The sequence below is a fragment of the Clostridium cellulovorans 743B genome (genome assembly GCF_000145275.1).
In the GTDB taxonomy this organism is placed as follows: domain Bacteria; phylum Bacillota; class Clostridia; order Clostridiales; family Clostridiaceae; genus Clostridium_K; species Clostridium_K cellulovorans.
This window is the reverse complement of record NC_014393.1, coordinates 1,752,344-1,769,972: the sequence shown is the minus strand read 5'-3', so window position 1 is coordinate 1,769,972 and position 17,629 is coordinate 1,752,344. Positions and strand designations below refer to the sequence as shown.

The window sequence follows — 17,629 nt, the reverse complement described above, 5'->3', positions numbered from 1 at the left end:
AGCAAAAGAAACAGCCTCCTCAGATATTTCACTGAGAAGGCTATTATATATTAAACTTATTTGGGAGCGTTAAAAAATTAAAATTAGAGATTTTCTATGAGAAATTTTATTTATTAAGCTTGAACGGGGAATACTGTTATTTGTCCTAATAAATACTTCTTAAGATATGCAAGATCTATTGCATTTACAGCTCCATCGCCATTAACATCCATAACTTTAGTATCACTTGTGGTATTTGGAGCCATTAGATATTTTTTCATTAAGGCTAAATCAAGTGCATTTACATTCTTATCCTTATTTATATCTCCATAATTGATTTGGTTTACACGTGTTACTGTTTGTGGTATAGCTTTATATTGTGCTGCTAGCTCAGAATCATTCATTTGACATGTAGTTCTATTATATACAACATTTTGTGGGCCAGGGCCATCCCATAACATAGGACATAATCCATTTTTGTATGCTTCTTTTGCAACAGAAGTTAGGAATAATCTTACCATCTCAGGTGTTTTATTTTTTTGAGCTACACCATATTCTCCTACTATTACAGGAATACCTTTGTCTGAAAAAGTTGTTTTCATCTTATTCATATAGTTTGCAAGGTCTGCTAAATCACTAGCGGTACCCCAAGTAGTTTGTGCTTTAGCCCAATCAGCATCTGCATCTAAGACTGCAAAAGGAGATGGGTTATAGTAGTGAACGGAAACAGCGCATCTATTTGCTGGGTCCGTTGGCATTTTATAATAAGGATCACAAGTTAAATCAATATCTGTTGCATAACCTGCAATTAATAAATGACGTTTTGCATTATTGCCACCTGATGCTCTAACTATATCCACAAATTTTTGATTTATGTTATTTAGGATTCCGAAGGCTTTATCTTTTCCAGTAGTTCCTCCCCATCTATTCCAGATATCATTGAAACACCCTTCTTCATTTAAAGATTCAAAAATAAGATGGTCTCCGTATTTTGCAAAACGTGAAGTAATTTGTGTCCAAACTGAAGTGTATTTTTTTATGTTGGTGTCATAATCTGTAGAAAATCCTGAAAACCATCCGCCATCATAGTGAATGTTAATAATTACATACATGTTATTATCAAGTGCATAGTTTGCAACTTCTTCAACACGATCAAGTAATCCTGCATTGATTGTGTAATCAGAAGCCATAAGATTTGACCATGCCACTGGAAGACGCATTGAACTAAAACCTGCTTTACGTACTCCGTCTATCATAGCCTTTGTAGTAATAGGAGCTCCCCAGGCAGTTTCGTAATCTGAAACTTTAGTACCATTAATCCAAGTACCAAAAGCATCAAATGTATTACCTAAGTTCCAACCAAGTCCCATATTTTGAACCACTTGGCCAGTAGTAATATTACGCACATTGTATTTATCAATAGTTGTAGTTTCTGCTTTTGTGATTGCTGTGCTATATGACATAGCTAAACCTGCTGTCATGATACTTGCAGCAAAACGAGCTGCATTTTTCTTAATCTTTTTCATATGAATCCCCCCACTTTTCCATCTAAAACCAAAGTAATTTATTAGATAAACTTTTTGTGTTTTCATGTTTAGTCTAGATATTTATTTTTCCAAAGATAAGCTTGAACTTTAACGTCTCTAGCTAGAATCCTTAAAATCTTTAGATTTACCTTTATATTAAATGTACCATTTATGTAAACCCTTTTCATGGACCTTTTTGCTATTTTTTTCTTGTTTATTGCTCTTATTCCATCCAAAGCATAAAAATTTGTATAAATATGGTGCTTTTCGCTTTAAACTCATGGATATTCCAAATGATATAATTAATAATTCTGGTATTTCGTTAGCTTGTCCTATCGTTTTGTTTAAGCTTCTACTGAAAATTTGTCTACAAGCAATGTAGAAGTGTGTCAGTAGTAAAGTTATACTATATCTTCAAAAATATATTGTGCTTTATCTAAAATAGTGGAGATTAATAAGGCTACTATGTCATATCTTTTTTAATTTAATGAAACAAACATCATTTTCACGCATATCAACGTGGTATGCAAATTTGCCGTTACTATCAATGTTAACTTCCTGAACTAAAAACGGCTTTCCAGAGTTTTTATTACACAATTCTTCCACCTGTTGGCAGCTTAAATTATCTGGTGATCCCATTTTGATATATTCAGTATAAACATCATTAATTTCGTAACCTATACGGTATAATTCCAGTTGATACCACCCTTTTGGAATCCCTTTGATTTCCAATGCTACTGGACTTATATCAGCAGGGGGCATATCCTTGTTAAAATACTTGCGATTATCAACATCACCTTGTTTATCTATAGTCAAATCCCAGAACAAGGCTTGTACTTCATTTTCATTTTTGCAAACCCAGCTTGCCACATCTTCATTATTCAGTTCATATTCACCAAGCTCATGGATAAATTTATACGCAAAATATGCTGCTTTCTTTAAGGATTGAGTATTTATAAGTCCAAAGCCACCATGAAAAGGTGTCGGTGGTGGTCCACCTTCTTCAAAAATATCCGTAAAAGACCAGTAGGACATTGAATCCACCACCCCTTGAAAGTTTTTTATGGAATGCAAAATATATGGAGCTTCTATATAAGAATCGTGAATAGGGTCTCGTGGGTTACAACTGGAACTCCATTCCGTATAATGTATCTCAAGGTTTGGCATAGAAGATTTCATTACCCTTTCCTTAACACCCTTTGCACCATTTACTACTGTATCCTTATTATCTAAATAAATAGTACATTCACCATATTCATCATAAAAACCGTTTATACCATAATGATGGGTAGTTATAAAATCAAGGGGTGTGCCAGTGCTACTGCAATGCTCTATAATCTCATCAATCCAACAATTCCCCGCAGAAGCAGGACCTCCTACTCGATATCCACTATAAACATCCTTAACAGCTTTAGCAGTATAATCATATAGCTTAAAGTATTCCTGCATATCTCCACTAAAAAACCCCCCATGATTAGGTTCATTCCATACTTCAAAATACCAGGTGATTATTTCACCTCTTCCGTATCGTTCTTCAAGATGCTTTACAAAGCTATTAACCAAGTGATACCAATGATTATAATCCTTTGGAGGTGTAACATTAGCTTTCCACCAAAAGCATGTTTTATCTCCACTGGCTAAAGCCAAAGGCATAAAGCTTAGTTCAACAAAAGGCTTCATTCCTTTTTCTAAAATGTTATCGTATACTTTATCGATATACTGCCAGTTATATATAAGCTTTCCCTCAGAATTTATGCTACAAACACCTAATTCATCATGGAAAATGCCATGTACTTTGAGGTATTTAAAGCCACACTCTTTACTTATAATATCAAGTTGATTATCATAATCCTTTCTAAGGACTTCCCCTGCACGTCCCCCACCTACACATAATGATGCATATTTATTATGTTTTCCCTTTACATCATTAAAATCAACATATATGTTTCTAATTTCTTTCTCGCTGCTGATATATTTGTTGGAACGTTCCGGGTCCTGAGGTACAAATTCATTCTTACCCAAGATTTGTTGAAATTTATTTGTATAATAAATATACCCTTGATAGACTTCTGATTCATGGACTTTCTTGTTACTTCTTTCTTGTCTATTATTCTTGTATTCTAGCGGTGAGCATTTATACACCTCTCTAAAAACTTTATAGAAGTATTTTATATTTTTAAAGCCACAGGATAATATGATGTTAGTTATAGAATCTTCGTTCTTTATAAGCAATTCCGTAGCTTTATTCATTCTCAGATTTGTTATGTACTGGCCTAGTGACAATCCTGTATGCTTCTTAAAAAAATGTGCTATATAATATTTATTTAAATGGAGAATTTCAGCTAAAGTATTAATATTAATTTCATTCATATAGTTCTGCTCGATATATTCGATTATTTTCTTCATTCTATTAAATGTTATATTATTTTTCTCTAATTCATCCTCAGTACTTATTGTGTATGGCACATTACTTATTATGCTTCCAAAAACCTTGTAGATTGCTGATATTACATGAAACTCATAGCCTTGATTTCTCACTGACAAATAGTTTATCATTTCATTTATTAACTGTTTAAGATTCGAAGCCACATTTAAATTTATATCTTTAGAAATATTTAATAAATTATTTTCGAAACTTATCCGAGACAAATGTGGAAAATGAGTTTCCATAAATTTGTAATTAATTTGAATTATTTGAAGTAAGGATTCGTTCTCAAGACTTTGAATTTGATGTATTTCCTTATGTTTTATAATTGCCATTTCACCTTTTTCCAGAAAGCATACACTTTCAGAAATTGATACTTTGATTTTCCCCTCCAGTACTTTGACTATCTCTATTTCATCGTGCCAGTGTGGTGGATAATTATTTAATTTCGCCACAAATATTTTTATAGGAAGCTTCTCATCATAATTTATTATTTCATATTTCATTGGTTTTCCCCCATTGTTAACTAATCCCTTCATCTTATTTATCTTTAACTACATTTTAACATAGTCTATCTGGTGTTGCTGTTAAAGGAAATAAGAACATTAAATCATCCAAAACTAAAAATGAGACTATTGCAATAGAGATTCTTTTATCTCAATGCAATAGCCTCATAAGTTATTCAAATATTAATTTAAGATTTATATTTTCCAGTGATTACAAGCTAATTTCTACGCTTGTGCTTCCAGCAGCTGCTTCAACAGACTTATCTGTACCTGCAACAACAACTTTGAAGTTCTTATCAACTGCACCATAAGTTACTTTAATTACATCGCCCTGTCTTGTAGCTGTAATATCAGTAAGCTTATTTGCTTCACTATCATAGATTGCAGCTGTAGCAGTTTTACCATCTTCTAAGCTGTAGATAGTTACTTCAGCATTTTGAAGGTAATCATATACAACGTTGTTATTTGCAAATTCACCATAAGTTACAATTGAATTTGGTCTTGCAAGGATTGGCATTTGATAATAATCGCATTTTCTTTGATAGTATCTGCCACCTTCATAAGTTTCCTTTGTAACAACATCAAACCAAGTTCCTTGTGGAACATAGAATTCTGCTATTCCTTCTTCGTTCATTACTGGAGCTATTAGAAGATTGTCTCCTAACATATATTGTTGATCAAGGTATTTACATGCTGCATCATTTGAGAATGCTATAACCATTGAACGCATCATAGGAACTCCAACTTCATGAGTCTTGATTGCTTGTGCCCAAAGGTATGGCATCATTTTACCTTTTAATTTTGTATAGAAACGAAGAACATCACAAGCTTCTTCATCAAAAGTCCATGGCACTCTATAAGATGTTGAACCATGTAGACGGCTATGAGTTGACATTAAGCCAAATGCGCACCATCTCTTATATACGTCCGCAGGTGCAGTTGCTTCAAAACCACCGATGTCATGGCTAAAGAAACCAAAACCTGAAGAGCAAAGTGAAAGTCCACCACGAACAGTTTCAGCCATTGCAGAATATTCTGCATAGCAGTCTCCACCCCAATGTACAGGGAATTTTTGTCCGCCAACTGTTGCACTTCTTGCAAATAGACAAGCTTTATCTTTACCAAAGTATTCTTCTAAAGCTTCAAATACACATTTATTATAAAGATAAGTATAGTAATTGTGCATCTTTATTGGGTCCATGCCGTTATGGTATACGCATTTTGTTGGAATTCTTTCGCCGAAATCAGTCTTAATATTGTTAACACCCATTTCAAATAATTCCTTCAATAAGCCTTTGTACCATTCACAAGCTTCTGGATTTGTAAAGTCAACAATAGCCATACCTGGTTGCCAGAAATCAGTTTGGAATACACTTCCATCATAATTCTTGATGAAGTATCCTTTTTCCTTACCTATTTTAAACAACTTTGAACGTTGGCCTATGTAAGAATTTATCCATACACAGATTTCTAAGCCCTTGTCATGAAGTCTCTTAAGCATAGCAGGAGGATCTGGGAATTGTTTTTTATCCCATTCAAAATTACACCATTCGTATTCTTTCATCCAGAAACAATCGAAGTGGAACACTTGTAGTGGAATATCTCTCTCAGCCATTCCATCAATGAAGGAATTTACTGTTTCTTCATCATAATTAGTTGTAAAAGAAGTTGATAACCATAGACCAAAAGAATATGCTGGTGGTAATGCTGGCTTACCAGTTAATGTAGTATAATTCTTTATAACCTCTTCTAAGTTTTCTCCACCGATTACAAAATACTCTAATTCTTCGCCTGGCACTGCAAAAGTTACCTTTGATACTGTATCTGACATAACTTCAAAAGATACTTTATCTGAACTGTTTACAAATACACCGTAGCTCTTTGATGAAATGTAGAATGGAATATTTTTATAACTTTGATCTGAACAAGTACCACCATCACTATTCCATATCTCAACATTTTGACCATTTTTAACAAATGGAGTGAATTTTTCACCAAATCCGTAGATACATTCTCCAATATCTGTCTTTAATTGCTCTCTTAAATATGAAGTATGAGGATCTTGTGGATAGTTGAAGAACTGATCATCTTCTTGTACTGCCATTCTTGCATTTGCAGCAAATTGGCTTTCTTTTATATAAGTAGTAGCACGCCATGATCCTCCTGTAAGATGTCTGTTCTTGTAATAATATTGAACGTTCCATTGATTTCCCTTTTGAATTACAACCTTAGTGTCACCAGAAATTAATTCAACATAATCATCAGTTTCATTAATAGTTGGTGTGTATCCAGTATCTTCATTCAATTCAAATTCAGGAGAATTATCAAGTCCACCGCTAAAGTGTGTAGTGTTTACTTTAATAATATTTTCAGAAGTTGATGAATAAGTAATTTCAAGGTTTGGTCCACCTAATGTCATTCCACGATGTTGTACAACATAAGGAGTTGCTAAAACCTTTATTGAGTTCTCTGTTATTTCAATTTCATAAGGTTGTGAAGCATAATTTGCTTCATAGCCTTTCCTACTTAGCCAAAATCCGTCTGCTACTTTCATTTTTATCCCCTTTCTATTACTTCCTCATGAAGTAATAATACATATTTTTTTATAGTATAAAACCATTATAGGAATTATTTTTAACACATTTATTTTCTTACATCTGTTATTATATTGATATTTTCATGTATAATCTTTAACAATAGCAAGGTTTTTTAACACTATCTTGAGGTCTTTTATAAAAAGACATATTTTTCAGGGGATTTTTGCACCAAAATCTACTATAAATTTGGTTTGCCTATGAAAAATAGATTACTTGTTCTTATATAGACCCATCTAAAAATTTTCTTGAACAACATAAAAATCTGTGCACTCCTTCTATAGGAGTACACAGACTATTTTATGTATCTAATTTTATAGTTGAATATTTAAGTTCCATATTGCTGCAAAAACAGCTTTGCGATACCAAGTATCTCCGCCATCTGCAATATCTATTGGGTTAGCATGATTATAAAGATAATCTACAACTGAACCACTTATTCCTGCATCCTTAAGAGAATCTGCACCGTAATAACACATAGCATGTGCAAATATTTCTTGAGCAACTTCTGTTTGTGTCATTCCAGTTACTCTTCCACTCGAAACAAGTCCACGTGCTAAACTACTACATGTACTCTTAGATAAATAAGATTCATCTACAGCTATTGATGCACTTCCTCCATCAACATATTCCATTTCTTCTTCGTCAACGCCAACAAAATTATTTGGTAATTGCAATTTATAATTTTTCTTTGATGCAAATATACTCATTTTTCAATCCTCCATTCTTTAATAATGATTTTATTTCAATTTATATTAAAAGTATTCATAGTTCTAGCAGATGTCTGCAGCCATCTACTATTAAAATATCTACTTCTAATAGCTACTCACCCTTTATTCCAATTTGCTCCATAAAGTATTTCATATAAGTAATTTTCTCATATTTCACTCTAACTTCTGTTACCATTCCAAGTTTTAATTTTACCTTATCACCATTTTTGTCCTCTATATAATTATTATCAGGCCTAATTTTAACCTTAAAATATATCTTTCCTTTTTGATTATCTATTGTTGCATCTTCATCTATGGACTCTATATTTCCATTTAAAGTTCTATATTCAGCTTGATTTAAACCATCAATAGCTAAAGAAACTTCATCATTTTCTTGTACTCTAGGTCTATCACTACCTGATATCAACGCCTCTACCGTTAATTCTCCATCAACCTTAGCTATACTTCCTATTTGGCTACCACTTTGTAGAACCATTCCTTTTTTAATCTCACTATTTAAATGTATTTTCCCATCACTAACTGCATAAATAATATATTCATTCATAGAATTTGCTATAGCTTTTTTTTGTGTCTCCAGCTTATCCTTTTCCATTTCAAGTTGATTTCTTTCATTAGTAAAAGATAGTATAGTATCATAATATATCTGATTTTTTTTTATCTGAGCTTTATCATAGAACTGTTTTATTTCTGCTTCTTTATATCCTTGTTTTCTCAAGGCTTCCTCATCCACTTTATACTCTTCAAGTTTTGCATTACTACCTAACAATCTATTATAAAACTCTAGTTCATCAATATTATTCTTATCGAAGGTATTAGTTCCTTTATTCGCCTCATTTTCAGCTCTTTTCAAGAGGTCAATCCTTTTATTTAAAAACTCTACCTGATTTTCTACCTGTTCTATCTGATATTTGGGCTCTGGTGAGTTAAATACAATAAGTATATCTCCAGCCTTTACTTCTTTCCCCTCTTGGATATAAACTTCTTTTACTTCTCCCGATACTTTTGCGGTTATGTTACTTTTATTTTCAGTAGTCACTATACCATTTCCCGTAACTATATAAGTCTTTATTGATTTTGTACTCCATATAAAAAAACTAACAACCAACATCAACATAACCAAAATTATATAATACATAAATCTTGGTGGCTTCTTATCATATTGAATCTTACTATCTGTTATTTCATTCAATTTATAGACATTCAACACTTAGTCCTCCATTATCTATTTCCATGAAAATATCAGCTACCATTTTATTATCCTTGTTTTCCACAAATACAGTATAATTAGATCCCTTTAATTTAATATCATTTTCAAAGGCATATAACTCTAATTTTGAATATGCATAGTGAAGATTTTCTCCCTTTTCGGAAAATCTTGCAAATAAACAATTTGTTACTCTAACCTGATTTACAAATTCATACGGATAGATTACATCATATATTGGATTTTTTAACTGGACTATAAGCTTTAGTGTTATTCTAGCTTGTCTATTATCATCTAATACTGCACTTGAATAATTTATCATTGGCCCTATGACATTATTTCCTTTTGATTTAATATAACTTTCCATCATATAACTCAATCTACTTATATCATTGAACTCATTTGGATTAACCTCTCTAATTAATACATTGTTCAATTTTAATATTTTATTCTCTCTAACTATTATTTTTTCAATTATACTCATATTCTTCTACCTCGATTAATTCATCTACTGCTATATAGTTTTTCTGCAGTTCATTAACCTCACATTTTTCACGCTCGTCCTCTATATTCTTAGGATTTATTTCGCCTACCTGACTTTTATATAGTCTATAGTAGTACCCTTTTTTATTTAATAATGTTTCATGATCTCCAACTTCTACTACTGTACCTTTATCCATAACGTAGATCAAATCACAATTTCTAATAGTTGATAACCTATGTGCAATAATTAACATAGTTAAATCTTTTCCTTTAGCAAATAGTGTATTATAAATGTTGGTTTCACTAATAAAGTCAAGGTTACTAGTAGCCTCATCTAGTATAAGAAATTTTGATTTTTTTATTAATGCTCTTGCAAGTGCAACCCTCTGCCTTTCTCCTCCAGATAAACCACCTCCGGCTTCATCTAGGTATGTATCATATTTTGCTGGTAGCTTTTCAATAAAATCATTGCAACTGGCATTTTTACAAGCATGTTTAATATCATCATAGGTAGCATCATCTTTGCCTAACGTAATATTTTCTCTAATTGTTCCAGAAAAAAGTTCTATATTTTGAGGTACATATGCTATTGCTTTTCTTAATGAATAGATATCTAATTCTTCAATACCATAACCTGCTATATTTATTTTCCCTTCTTCAGGTGTATAGTACTTAAGTAACAACTTCGATATTGTACTTTTACCACTTCCTGATTCACCAACCAATGCTACCTTTTTTCTCGCCGGTATTGTAATATTCACATCCTTAAGAACAGGAGGTCTACTTCCGTACCTAAATGTAACATTTTTAATATCTATATTTCCATCAATATCTGCTATTTTTATCTTATTCTCTTCCTTCTGCTCTATATCCACCTCATAAATTTCAGAAATTCTTTTTAATGATATACTTGCTTCCTGTATGGTTAATTGTAACCCAATTAATCTTCCTATCGGATTCATAAAATAACCTGATAATGATGTAAATGCCATTAAACTACCTAAAGTAATTTTCCCATCTATAACCATCATTGCTCCAATATACATTAGTATAAGGTTACCTACAGTTGATACTGCACCAGAAATTGATCCTTGAACATTGGCTAATACCCCTTCTTTAAATACAATTCTAAGATTCTTTATGTACTCTACTTCTAGCTTTTCTATACTTTTTTCTTCTGCTGATAACACCTTTATTGTCTCTAATCCCTTTAAACTTTCTATAATATAACTATTAAGCCTAGACTCTGCTTCCATATGCTTTAAATTGATTTTCTTATATGGTTCTTTAAAGACATAAACCAATATTGCATTTACCAAGGTAAGTATTGTAATTACCAAAAACAACTTACTATTCATCGTATATAGAATTACTGCTGAAAAAGATGCTAAGGTAATATCTATAATTAACGATAGTGATACTGATGTAAGAACATTTTTTATCGTATTTGCATCGCTAAATCTAGTTAATATGTCCCCTACTTTTCTTGTAGTAAAAAACACCATTGGCAATTTGTATACATGTTTAAAATATCCAAGTAGCAACGGTATATCTATCTTTTGAGATAGATATAGTAACATATGCTGTCTTATAGCTGATAAAATTATTTGAGCAACTCCCAATACTAAAAAACCTATTACAAAGAGCTTAAGCTGATCTTTTAATCCATAGGGTAATATCTCATCCATCAAAATCTTATTAAAAAAAGATGATGCTACACCTAACAAAGTAAGTATTACTGAGCAAATGATACTATAAATGAATAATGATTTCTGCGGTAGTAATATTTTTATAAACTTTGAAAGCATTCCTTCACTCTTGTTTTTAAATGATGTAAATTCATTATTTGGTACCATAAGTAAAAGTATTCCATCAAATTCTTTAAAAAAATCATCTACGCTAAGTCTTTCAATTTCCGTTGCAGGATTTAAAACTATTATCTTTCCTTTTTGTATTCTATGTAAAACTACAAAATGTGACAAACCTTCTTTAGTTATGGTATGCGCTATGCAAGGCAAAGTAAATTTACTTTGAAATCCTTCCTTATCTACTCTTATTGCTTTAGTATCAAACCCTAGCTGCTTAGCCCCATTTTCAATACCACTGAGTGTTGTACCCTTTATATCAGTACCCAAAATGTCTCTTAATCTTGTTATTGTTACTTCTTTTTTGTAATACATACAGATAGTAGCTAAACATGCTGCTGCACAGTCAGTAGCATCATGTTGCTTTACTAATAAATTCTTTTTCCCCACAATTTTCCCCTCAAAAGTTTACTATATTATTTTATTTTCTACAGTTTTTATCTTGTGCTTTTAGTAGCAAATTGAACTTACCGATTCCATGGTATTAAATATAATCAAATCTGTTTAATTGTCTGCAATAGCTGTGAATTACTTTTAAAATATTTTTGCAATGTTTTTACCATTCTTAATCTTTCCATTCTCACTCCTATATACTAATACAGATTCAAAGGCTGCATTAATATTATGTAAGAATAAATGGCATTTTTCTTGGATTTGAGAATAAGTTTTTAAAAATATTCCTCTATTTCTCTAGAATCATCTTTTTTAATAATACAAGATCTATAGCATTAACTTTTCCGTCTCCATTGATATCAGCATTAGCTAAGTTAATAACCGTACTACTATTTAATATGTATTTCTTTAATAATGCAGCATCAATAACATTAACTTTCTCATTACTGTCTACATCACCTAAAAACTCATTTACCAAAACTTCTTTACTTGTAACTAAACAAGTTGCAGATTGGTTACTTCCATCAGTTGTGCTGCATGTTATTGTTGCCGTTCCTTCCCCTATCGCTGTTATCTTTCCAGTTTCATCTACACTTGCTACGTCTGGGTTACTAGATTCCCAACTTACATTTTTAGTAATACATTTAGGTAGTATTGTTGCTACTAGTGTTTCCGTTTGCTTAGTGCTCATATCTAAAGTTGTCTTGCTTAAGGTTAGATTGATTTTCGGTAATTCACTTGCCAATTGTATCTTATCTCCCGATGAACCATTATTACACAATAGGTTTATTTCTTCCATACTATCTACATAAAACATTGTCTCATTACAGTTTTCAAATGCACCTTTGCCAATACTTTTTACAGTACTCGGTACTATTACATATTTTAAGCTGTCGCAATTTGTAAACGCGTAAGGCCCAATATTGGTTACGCTTTCTGGTATTATTATACCTATTAAACTAGTGCAGTGATTAAAAACATTATCTGATATCTCTTGTAAATTAGGTAATACTACATTTTTTAAACCTGTGCAACCACAAAATGCACCGCTACCTATACTTGTTGCACTACTTGGAATTGTTATATTTGTTAAACTAATACATCTAAAAAAAGCACTGCTACCTATACTTGTTACACTATTTGGAATTGACACAGTTTCTAAGTTCGTACACTCCCTAAATGTACCAATTTCTATAGTTGTTATGCTATCTGGTATAACTATACTTTCTAGGCTACTGCAATTTGAAAATGCATACCTTTTTATATTTGTTACACTACTTGGAATTGTTATATTTTTTAAGTTTATACATTTATAAAAAGCATCTTCCCCTATACTGGTTATACTATCTGGCATTACAATGTTTTTTAAATTTATACATTTATTAAACGCATAATCTCCTATACTTGTTATGCTATTAGGAATCTCTATTGTATTTAAATCACTACAAGAATTAAATGCATTATTCCCAATTTTAGTAACTAAAACACCATTAATCGTTCTTGGAACAACTAACACAGTATCATTTCCAACATAATCTTCTATTGTTCCTGTTACTTGGTTAAACTTAAATTTACTATCATAATTATCAGTAGTTATCACTAAACATGTAGCAGTTTGATTACTTCCATCATTTGCTGTACATGTTATTGTGGCTTTTCCTAGCCCTACTGCAGTGACCTTTCCAGTTTCATCTACAATTGCTACATCTGAGTTACTTGATTTCCATGATAAAGTTTTATTCTTGGCATTGTAAGGTAAAACTTCTGCATTTAAGGTTAAGGAATATCCATTTAACAGGGTTACATTTGCGTTGTCTAGTATTATACTTCTTACAAGTCCTTCTTCTGATTGGAGTTCTACTGTAATTTTATTATCACTTATACCAGAGTTAATCAAAATTTGTTTTTCCTCATTACTCTCAACATAAAATATTACATTGGGACAACTTACAAATGCATTTGTACTTATACTTGCTGTAGTATCTGGGATTTCTATACGCTCTAATTTATCACAAAACTGAAATGCATAATTCCCTATACTAGTTACCCCATATGATATTGTTACATTAGTTAAATTGCTACAATACTGAAATGCAGTATCTCTTATTTCAGTTATATTTTCTGGGATCACTACATTTTTTAAACTTTTGCAATGTTCAAATGCACCAGATTCTATAGTTCTTATACCCCTTGGAATTGAAATACTTGTTAACATATAGCAAGCTTGAAATGCACGTTCCTTTATAGTTGTTACACTATCTGGTATTGTTATGCTTGCGAGGTCATGACAACTTGCAAATCCCCAACTCCCTATAGTTCTAACAGTATCTGGAATAACTACATCTGTCAAACCAGAATATGAAAATGCAGAACTTCCTATACTTGTTACACCACTTGGAATTACTATATTCTTTAAGCTATTACACTCTGCAAATGTGTTATTTGGTATATTCGTTATACCATCAGGTAGTTTAACATTAGTTAAACTTGAACACCTCCAAAACAAATTCGCTCCTATACTTGTGACACTATTAGGAATGGTTACACCTATTAAACTACTGCAACCATCGAAAGCATCATCACCTATTTTTGTTACACTATTTGGAATATCTACAGTTGTCAAAGCTTTAGCATAATAAAATGCACCTGAGCCTATATCAGTGACACTATTTTGTATTGTTACGCTCTTTAATTCACTACAATATTCAAATGCATAATTTCCTATATTTATTACACTATCTGGAATAAGATAACTTTCACTATACTTTCCTTCTGGATATTTAATTACCGTATTTTTTGATTTATTAAATAATACTCCATCGTCACTGGTATAATACCAGTTGTTATTATCTACAATTATATCTTTCAATTTAGAGCAATTTCTAAATGCTCCAGCTCCTATGTCGCAAATGCTTGTAGGTATATTTATAGTTTCTATACTGCTACAACCTGAAAACACATACGCTCCTAAACCTCTTACACCATTTGGTATCACAATATCTGTCAAACTTTCACAATTCTCAAAAGCATTATCATATATAACCGTCGTACTATTTGGAATTCTTATACTTTTTAAATTAGCACATCGCTGAAATGCATACCTTTTTATGTCAGTTACGCCCTCTGGAATGCTTATGCTTTCTATATTAGCAGTTTTTCTCCATGAACTAGAAAATGCCATTTCACCTATACTTTTTACTGATTCACCGCGAATTGTACTTGGTATAACAACAGTAGTATCTTCACCATAATATCCTGTTATTTCTCCTATATTCGCATTAAATGCAAAATCAGACTCAGGATTAGCGATTTCCTCTGTGTTGTTTTTATCATTACTAACTCCTATTTCCTCAGTTTTTTCAATTACACTTGTTGTTACTTGATCTACAACTTTTGATTCTTCTGCAAAAACTTTCATCGTTGGTGTATAACTTGTACACATAACTAATACTAGCATTTTACTTATTAACTTTTTTTTAATCTTCATTGTTCCCCTCCTAAATTACATTTTTACTACATTATATCACTTTTTCAATTATAAAGTAATTATTTGATATCTTTTTACCTATATTGTGACTTTACTCATTTCTTTTGAAGTTAAGATGTAGGACAATTACTCCTTAAATTTCGGATAGTTATAGGGTTTTGTTTTATCTAAATGATGTTATAAAGATATGATTGCAACATCATTAGCTAGCAATAAGTTTATAGAAGCTTGTGCTAAATTTATATTTTCATACATTTTATTATTTTCTGATTTTGCTATTATAGATACTTCTAAATTTTCTTCATATGTTTCAAGATTTTCTCCAGCATTAACCCAAACAGTTTCAACTTATTGTAATATATTTAAATCTACTATATATTTATATAGAAACATGTAATCACCCCTTTAAAGGTTGTAGTTTAAATGGTAAGAATGATATTATAGGTAATAATATCAATTTTTTCTACATTAACTGTATAAAAGAAAAGGAATGATAATCGAATGATAGTTTGTAAAGATGGAAGTGGAGATTTTAAAACAATTCAAGAGGCTATAAATTCTATACCAGATAATAGTAACGAAAAAGTTACTATTTATATTAAAGATGGAGTTTATAAAGAAAAGCTACATATTACCAAGCCATATGTAATCTTAATCGGAGAAAGTACTGAAAAAACTATTATAACTTTTGATGATTATGCTAACAAACTATTTCCTAACGGCGAAAAATATAGAACCTTTAATTCATATACTGTATTTATTTCTGGTGACAATTTCACAGCTCAAAATATTACCATTGAAAATTCTGCTGGTAGTGGAGACGTCGTGGGGCAAGCAGTGGCATTATATGTTGATAGCGACAAAGCTATATTTAAGAAATGTAAATTCCTTGGACAACAAGACACTATATTTACTGGTCCTCTTCCCCCTAAGCCTATAGAAGGAAACGATTTTGGTGGTCCTATGGAAGGTAAACCAAGAAGAAATGTTAGACAATACTTTGAACAATGTTATATTGAAGGTGATATAGACTTCATATTCGGTTCTTCAACAGTTGTCTTTAATAAATGTGAAGTTTTTTCCTTAGACAAAGATAAACCTATTAATGGATATATAACTGCAGCCTCAACACCAGAAGGTTTAGATTTTGGGTATGTATTTATAGATTGTAAATTAACAAGCAATGCAAAAAAAGAAACAGTGTATCTAGGACGACCTTGGAGAGACTATGCCAAAACTGCTTTTATAAATTGTTATATGGGAAAACATATAATTAACGAAGGATGGCACAATTGGGATAAGAAACAAGCAGAAAATTTAGTTAGCTATGTAGAATACAATAGCTATGGCCCAGGAGCTACACTAGACAAAAGAGCTCAGTGGACAAAGGTGCTATCAAGAGAATCAGTAGCTATTTATTCGATCAGCAACGTACTTTCTGGAAACGATAATTGGAATCCTATAGATTCATCTTGTGAAGTTTAACTTATAGAAAAATACGGAAGTGAAAATTATGAATGTTATATTTGATTTATTTGATCATTATGGATATATTGTATTATTAATTTCTTTAATGCTAGAATTAATAGCATTACCACTACCTGGCGAGACACTTATGACCTATTGCGGTTATGTTGTTCATATGGATAAACTTAATTTTTTTATTTGCGTTTTTTTCGCAACCACAGGAACAATAATAGGCATTACTTTCTCATATTTCATTGGAAGAATACTAGAAGTAAGCCTTGTAGAAAAACATGGTCGCTATATTCATTTAAATAAAAAAAACTTTGATAAATTTGCAGCATGGTTTAATCTTTATGGTGCAAAATTACTAATTGCATCATACTTTATTCCTGGTGTAAGACATATCACTGGCTATTTTGCAGGAATGACTAAAATTTCCTATAGAAAGTTTGCAATTAGTGCCTATAGCGGTGCACTTATATGGACCTTTACTTTTATTACCTTAGGCAAATTTCTCGGCTCAAACTGGGAAAAGTACCATAGCATCTTGAGAGAATATTTAGGAATAATTATATTAGTCGTAGTTCTACTAATAATTATTCTATATATTTTAAAAAAATGTTTTCCAAGTATTCAAAAATTCCTTACTGCTTCTAGTCATAGCATCATAAAGCTTTCAAATTCTTCTGAAAAGAAAAGAAAGTTCTTTTTTAAACTATCAACTATAACTTTAATTTTATCAGCTCTTATAATAGGGATTATTCAAGAATATATTGCAAATGAATTTTATCATATGTTTTTTATTAAATTTAAGGAAATTCTATCTCAAATCATAAAAGTGTAAGTATACACTTTTTTCCAGGTATAATTACCTTAAAACTTGTCATACTAAATAAAAAAGATACTCCTCTAAAACCTGTTTAAAATTTATATAAGCTTCATTGTTATACCTACATATAAAAGGCTACA

11 protein-coding genes are annotated in these 17,629 nt (G+C 31.3%); 2 read left to right on the top strand and 9 right to left on the bottom strand.

All coding sequences use genetic code 11. The features are described 5' to 3' along the window. Positions 1 to 113: 113 nt before the first annotated feature. From CLOCEL_RS07240 to CLOCEL_RS07205, 9 genes are all read right to left on the bottom strand, one after another. Positions 114 to 1,505 (bottom strand): cellulase family glycosylhydrolase, encoded by a 1,392-nt coding sequence (locus CLOCEL_RS07240; protein WP_010075948.1) that lies wholly within the window; start codon positions 1,503 to 1,505, stop codon positions 114 to 116. Positions 1,506 to 1,573: 68 nt separating this feature from the next. Beyond that, positions 1,574 to 1,741, bottom strand: a complete 168-nt coding sequence (locus CLOCEL_RS23070; RefSeq protein ID WP_198283750.1) for a hypothetical protein — start codon at positions 1,739 to 1,741, stop codon at positions 1,574 to 1,576. Positions 1,742 to 1,973: 232 nt separating this feature from the next. After that, the gene (locus tag CLOCEL_RS07235) at positions 1,974 to 4,436 is read right to left on the bottom strand and encodes a GH39 family glycosyl hydrolase (RefSeq protein ID WP_010075949.1); all 2,463 of its coding nucleotides are present in this window, start codon (positions 4,434 to 4,436) and stop codon (positions 1,974 to 1,976) included. A 211-nt stretch (positions 4,437 to 4,647) separates the two neighbouring features. Continuing rightward, positions 4,648 to 6,990, bottom strand: a complete 2,343-nt coding sequence (gene yicI / locus CLOCEL_RS07230) for an alpha-xylosidase (RefSeq protein ID WP_010075950.1) — start codon at positions 6,988 to 6,990, stop codon at positions 4,648 to 4,650. Between the two features lie 354 nt (positions 6,991 to 7,344). Next, positions 7,345 to 7,740: a hypothetical protein gene (locus CLOCEL_RS07225; protein WP_010075951.1), complete on the bottom strand. Its 396-nt coding sequence runs from the start codon at positions 7,738 to 7,740 to the stop codon at positions 7,345 to 7,347. A 112-nt stretch (positions 7,741 to 7,852) separates the two neighbouring features. Further along, on the bottom strand, positions 7,853 to 8,968 hold the full coding sequence (locus tag CLOCEL_RS07220) for an HlyD family secretion protein (protein WP_013291669.1): 1,116 nt from the start codon (positions 8,966 to 8,968) through the stop codon (positions 7,853 to 7,855). Next, complete coding sequence (locus CLOCEL_RS07215; RefSeq protein ID WP_010075953.1) at positions 8,952 to 9,449, bottom strand: hypothetical protein; 498 nt, start codon at positions 9,447 to 9,449, stop codon at positions 8,952 to 8,954. The genes CLOCEL_RS07220 and CLOCEL_RS07215 overlap by 17 nt, the downstream gene beginning before the upstream one ends. Continuing rightward, positions 9,436 to 11,703, bottom strand: a complete 2,268-nt coding sequence (locus CLOCEL_RS07210) for a peptidase domain-containing ABC transporter (protein ID WP_010075954.1) — start codon at positions 11,701 to 11,703, stop codon at positions 9,436 to 9,438. The genes CLOCEL_RS07215 and CLOCEL_RS07210 overlap by 14 nt, the downstream gene beginning before the upstream one ends. Positions 11,704 to 11,995: 292 nt before the next feature. Then, positions 11,996 to 15,193 carry a leucine-rich repeat protein gene (locus CLOCEL_RS07205; protein ID WP_010075955.1) on the bottom strand — a complete coding sequence of 1,066 codons (3,198 nt, stop codon included), beginning with the start codon at positions 15,191 to 15,193 and terminating at the stop codon, positions 11,996 to 11,998. A 501-nt stretch (positions 15,194 to 15,694) separates the two neighbouring features. Between CLOCEL_RS07205 and CLOCEL_RS07195 the strand changes: the two genes are divergently transcribed. Both CLOCEL_RS07195 and CLOCEL_RS07190 read left to right on the top strand, forming a co-directional pair. Continuing rightward, positions 15,695 to 16,678, top strand: coding sequence for a pectinesterase family protein (locus CLOCEL_RS07195; protein WP_010075957.1), 984 nt, complete (start codon positions 15,695 to 15,697; stop codon positions 16,676 to 16,678). A 28-nt stretch (positions 16,679 to 16,706) separates the two neighbouring features. Beyond that, a complete protein-coding gene (locus CLOCEL_RS07190) occupies positions 16,707 to 17,504 on the top strand; it encodes a DedA family protein (RefSeq protein ID WP_010075958.1) in 798 nt (265 codons plus the stop codon). Positions 17,505 to 17,629: the final 125 nt, after the last annotated feature.